Annotated in this window: 2 tRNA genes and 3 rRNA genes; all 5 read left to right on the forward strand. The window is 53.1% G+C overall.

The features are described 5' to 3' along the window. Positions 1 to 268 precede the first annotated feature (268 nt). Positions 269 to 1,793 (forward strand): 16S ribosomal RNA (locus SRAH_RS07710). A gap of 119 nt (positions 1,794 to 1,912) precedes the next feature. After that, positions 1,913 to 1,989, forward strand: a tRNA-Ile gene (locus SRAH_RS07715). A gap of 147 nt (positions 1,990 to 2,136) precedes the next feature. Continuing rightward, positions 2,137 to 2,212 (forward strand) — tRNA-Ala (locus SRAH_RS07720). Between the two features lie 384 nt (positions 2,213 to 2,596). After that, a 23S ribosomal RNA gene (locus SRAH_RS07725) occupies positions 2,597 to 5,475 on the forward strand. 192 nt (positions 5,476 to 5,667) lie between these two features. Then, positions 5,668 to 5,780: ribosomal RNA gene (rrf, locus tag SRAH_RS07730) — 5S ribosomal RNA — on the forward strand. The 16S, 23S and 5S rRNA genes sit together here with 2 tRNA genes alongside, the layout of an rRNA operon. Positions 5,781 to 5,786 lie beyond the last annotated feature (6 nt).

The raw sequence follows: 5,786 nt of genomic DNA on the forward strand, positions 1-5,786 counted from the left end.
AGACACACAAAACTGTGTCATAATTCAAGGCTTCGCTGATCGCAGCGAGTCTGAGGTGGATGAGAGGTGTAGTTGGCGCTGAGGTGCTGACGGAATCTTAAGTTTGCTGTTGATCGTTAACAAGTTACAGCCGATAAGCGTGGGCGTTTGGATGTGGTTACGCGATGGACAGTTCTTCGGAACAAGTTCTTCGGAACGACAAAAAACGCTCATGAGACAGTTTGGAGTGGAAACACTTCAATTCCGTTGAATTGAGTAAATCAAGATCGAACTATAGAGTTTGATCCTGGCTCAGATTGAACGCTGGCGGCATGCCTTACACATGCAAGTCGAACGGTAGAGGGGCAACCCTTGAGAGTGGCGAACGGGTGAGTAATGCATCGGAACGTGCCCAGTCGTGGGGGATAACGCAGCGAAAGCTGTGCTAATACCGCATGTGATCTGTGGATGAAAGCAGGGGACCGCAAGGCCTTGTGCGATTGGAGCGGCCGATGTCAGATTAGCTAGTTGGTAGGGTAAAAGCCTACCAAGGCGACGATCTGTAGCTGGTCTGAGAGGACGACCAGCCACACTGGGACTGAGACACGGCCCAGACTCCTACGGGAGGCAGCAGTGGGGAATTTTGGACAATGGGCGCAAGCCTGATCCAGCAATGCCGCGTGCAGGACGAAGGCCTTCGGGTTGTAAACTGCTTTTGTACGGAGCGAAACGGTCTGGGTTAATACCCTGGGCTAATGACGGTACCGTAAGAATAAGCACCGGCTAACTACGTGCCAGCAGCCGCGGTAATACGTAGGGTGCGAGCGTTAATCGGAATTACTGGGCGTAAAGCGTGCGCAGGCGGTTTTGTAAGACAGGCGTGAAATCCCCGGGCTCAACCTGGGAATGGCGCTTGTGACTGCAAAGCTGGAGTGCGGCAGAGGGGGATGGAATTCCGCGTGTAGCAGTGAAATGCGTAGATATGCGGAGGAACACCGATGGCGAAGGCAATCCCCTGGGCCTGCACTGACGCTCATGCACGAAAGCGTGGGGAGCAAACAGGATTAGATACCCTGGTAGTCCACGCCCTAAACGATGTCAACTGGTTGTTGGTCCTTAGCTGGATCAGTAACGAAGCTAACGCGTGAAGTTGACCGCCTGGGGAGTACGGCCGCAAGGTTGAAACTCAAAGGAATTGACGGGGACCCGCACAAGCGGTGGATGATGTGGTTTAATTCGATGCAACGCGAAAAACCTTACCCACCTTTGACATGGCAGGAAGGCTCCAGAGATGGGGCTGTGCTCGAAAGAGAACCTGCACACAGGTGCTGCATGGCTGTCGTCAGCTCGTGTCGTGAGATGTTGGGTTAAGTCCCGCAACGAGCGCAACCCTTGCCATTAGTTGCTACGAAAGGGCACTCTAATGGGACTGCCGGTGACAAGCCGGAGGAAGGTGGGGATGACGTCAAGTCCTCATGGCCCTTATAGGTGGGGCTACACACGTCATACAATGGCCGGTACAAAGGGTAGCCAACCCGCGAGGGGGAGCCAATCCCATAAAGCCGGTCGTAGTCCGGATCGCAGTCTGCAACTCGACTGCGTGAAGTCGGAATCGCTAGTAATCGTGGATCAGCATGTCACGGTGAATACGTTCCCGGGTCTTGTACACACCGCCCGTCACACCATGGGAGCGGGTCTCGCCAGAAGTAGTTAGCCTAACCGCAAGGAGGGCGATTACCACGGCGGGGTTCGTGACTGGGGTGAAGTCGTAACAAGGTAGCCGTATCGGAAGGTGCGGCTGGATCACCTCCTTTCTGGAAAATCCAAGCGCAATCCCATTTAGGCGCCCACACTTATCGGTTGTTTGAGTTAGTCGCCAGCGCTGCGGGCTGTCAAGAGAGAGCCTGCAGGAGCAATCCGGTTGGCCGACTTGGGGTCTGTAGCTCAGCTGGTTAGAGCACCGTCTTGATAAGGCGGGGGTCGTTGGTTCGAGCCCAACCAGACCCACCAAGTTTAAGCCGAGGCTGTTGCAAGCGCCCCAGTGGCATGCAGCAGGCTTTGGCAACGAGGCAGATGAGGATGTCAGGCGAGGCGCAGCAGCGCGCCGCATAGCAGCGCTATGCAAGCGTTGCTGCAACGATGCATCACATCCTCAGAGGGGGATTAGCTCAGCTGGGAGAGCACCTGCTTTGCAAGCAGGGGGTCGTCGGTTCGATCCCGTCATCCTCCACCAAACAACGCTGCGCACAAAGGCGCAGCAAACTGGACCCAACATCCAAGCGCTTGCCATTGGCGAGCATTTGGATGTTGATGTTTCATCGACAAAACGCTGTCAGTTCAAACTGCAGCAAACGGCTGTTCTTTAAAAATTCATAGAGTCGAATCAATGTTGCTGATGTGAGGTGTCGCAAGACACCAGACCACGTCAGCAGCGATTTTGATTGCGTCAAAGCGAATTCAACTTTGAAATGAGAGTTTCAAGCGGATTGAATACGGCATAACGCGTCAGGTGTGAGACCTGACAGACATTCCTTGATTCAGAGACTTGGATTTGATCATGCGTCAACGAGGCTGCTTAGGCGGTTAAAGTGAGCTGTGTCAGAGTTCAAAGTTATAGGGTCAAGTGAATAAGAGCATGTGGTGGATGCCTTGGCGATGATAGGCGACGAAGGACGTGATAGCCTGCGATAAGCTTCGGGGAGCTGGCAAATTAGCTTTGATCCGGAGATTTCCGAATGGGGAAACCCACCCGCAAGGGTATCGCTGACTGAATACATAGGTCAGCGAAGCGAACCGAGCGAACTGAAACATCTAAGTAGCTCGAGGAAAAGACATCAACCGAGATTCCGAGAGTAGTGGCGAGCGAAATCGGAGAAGCCTGCTAGTGATAGCACGACACTTAACAGAACAGTCTGGAAAGGCTGGCCATAGTGGGTGAAAGCCCCGTATGTGAAAAGAGCCGTGTGGTACTAAGCTAGCGACAAGTAGGGCGGGGCACGAGAAACCCTGTCTGAATATGGGGGGACCATCCTCCAAGGCTAAATACTCATCATCGACCGATAGTGAACAAGTACCGTGAGGGAAAGGCGAAAAGAACCCCGGGAGGGGAGTGAAATAGATCCTGAAACCACATGCTTACAAAAAGTAGGAGCCCTGAAAGGGGTGACTGCGTACCTTTTGTATAATGGGTCAGCGACTTACATTCAGTGGCAAGCTTAACCGAATAGGGAAGGCGTAGGGAAACCGAGTCCGAATAGGGCGATTCAGTCGCTGGGTGTAGACCCGAAACCAAGTGATCTATCCATGGCCAGGATGAAGGTGCCGTAACAGGTACTGGAGGTCCGAACCCACTGGTGTTGCAAAACCAGGGGATGAGCTGTGGATAGGGGTGAAAGGCTAAACAAACTTGGAAATAGCTGGTTCTCTCCGAAAACTATTTAGGTAGTGCCTCAAGTATTACCGTCGGGGGTAGAGCACTGTTTAGGCTAGGGGGTCATGGCGACTTACCAAACCTATGCAAACTCCGAATACCGACGAGTACAGCTTGGGAGACAGAGCACCGGGTGCTAACGTCCGGACTCAAGAGGGAAACAACCCAGACCGCCAGCTAAGGTCCCTAAAATTGGCTAAGTGGGAAACGAAGTGGGAAGGCTATAACAGTCAGGATGTTGGCTTAGAAGCAGCCATCATTTAAAGAAAGCGTAATAGCTCACTGATCGAGTCGTCCTGCGCGGAAGATGTAACGGGGCTCAAGCCAGTTACCGAAGCTGCGGATGCACAGTTTACTGTGCGTGGTAGGAGAGCGTTCTGTAAGCCGTTGAAGGTGGGTTGTGAAGCCTGCTGGAGGTATCAGAAGTGCGAATGCTGACATGAGTAGCGTTAAAGCGGGTGAAAAGCCCGCTCGCCGTAAGCGCAAGGTTTCCTACGCAACGTTCATCGGCGTAGGGTGAGTCGGCCCCTAAGGCGAGGCAGAGATGCGTAGCTGATGGGAAACAGGTCAATATTCCTGTACCGACTGCAAGTGCGATGTGGGGACGGATCTTAATAGGTTATCCGGGTGTTGGAAGTCCCGGTTTAGACAGATGTAGGCGATACGTAGGCAAATCCGCGTGTCATATACCGAGGCTGTCGATCGAGCGAACTTGTTCGTGAAGTAACCAAACGGGGTCCCAGGAAAAGCCACTAAGCTTCAGCTTGCAGTTGACCGTACCGCAAACCGACACTGGTGCGCGAGATGAGTATTCTCAGGCGCTTGAGAGAACTCGGGAGAAGGAACTCGGCAAATTGACACCGTAACTTCGGAAGAAGGTGTGCCCTTGTAGTGTGTAGAGAACATCGAAGCACGAAGGGGTTGCAAAAAATTGGTGGCTGCGACTGTTTACTAAAAACACAGCACTCTGCAAACACGAAAGTGGACGTATAGGGTGTGACGCCTGCCCGGTGCCGGAAGATTAATTGATGGGGTGCAAGCTCTTGATCGAAGTCCCGGTAAACGGCGGCCGTAACTATAACGGTCCTAAGGTAGCGAAATTCCTTGTCGGGTAAGTTCCGACCTGCACGAATGGCGTAACGATGGCCACGCTGTCTCCTCCCGAGACTCAGCGAAGTTGAAATGTTTGTGATGATGCAATCTCCCCGCGGAAAGACGGAAAGACCCCATGAACCTTTACTGTAGCTTTGTATTGGATTTTGAACGGATCTGTGTAGGATAGGTGGGAGGCTTTGAAGGGCGGATGCTAGTTCGCCTGGAGCCAACGTTGAAATACCACCCTGGTGCGTTTGAGGTTCTAACCTTGGTCCCTGAATCGGGACTGGGGACAGTGCATGGTAGGCAGTTTGACTGGGGCGGTCTCCTCCCAAAGCGTAACGGAGGAGTTCGAAGGTACGCTAGGCACGGTCGGACATCGTGCTAATAGTGCAATGGCATAAGCGTGCTTAACTGCGAGACTGACAAGTCGAGCAGATGCGAAAGCAGGACATAGTGATCCGGTGGTTCTGTATGGAAGGGCCATCGCTCAACGGATAAAAGGTACTCTGGGGATAACAGGCTGATACCGCCCAAGAGTTCATATCGACGGCGGTGTTTGGCACCTCGATGTCGGCTCATCTCATCCTGGGGCTGTAGCCGGTCCCAAGGGTATGGCTGTTCGCCATTTAAAGAGGTACGTGAGCTGGGTTTAAAACGTCGTGAGACAGTTTGGTCCCTATCTTCCGTGGGCGCTGCAGATTTGAGGAAGCCTGCTCCTAGTACGAGAGGACCGGAGTGGACGCACCTCTGGTGTACCGGTTGTCACGCCAGTGGCATCGCCGGGTAGCTATGTGCGGAAGAGATAACCGCTGAAAGCATCTAAGCGGGAAACTCGTTCCAAGATGAGATCTGCCGGGGCCTTGAGCCCCCTGAAGGGTCGTCGAAGACTACGACGTTGATAGGCAGGGTGTGTAAGCGCAGCAATGCGTTGAGCTAACCTGTACTAATTGCCCGTGCGGCTTGACCCTATAATTTTGAAGGCAACAAGCCTCCAACAAGGAATGTCCGCCGTAATCATCCGCAGCACAACTCTCAAATCATCAAGAATTCCCTAAGCTGGTCTCGCCTAACCACGATACCAGCCAGCAATCAAAATCAGATCCGACTCTATGAATTCCGCTGCGCTGCTCCCAAAAAAAGCAGCTCAGCAACCAGTTATGCCTGACGACCATAGCCAGTCGGTCCCACCCCTTCCCATCCCGAACAGGACCGTGAAACGACTGCGCGCCAATGATAGTGCGGATTCCCGTGTGAAAGTAGGTCATCGTCAGGCTGTTAT

This window comes from Serpentinimonas barnesii (genome assembly GCF_000696225.1).
Classification (GTDB): Bacteria; Pseudomonadota; Gammaproteobacteria; order Burkholderiales; family Burkholderiaceae_C; genus Serpentinimonas; species Serpentinimonas barnesii.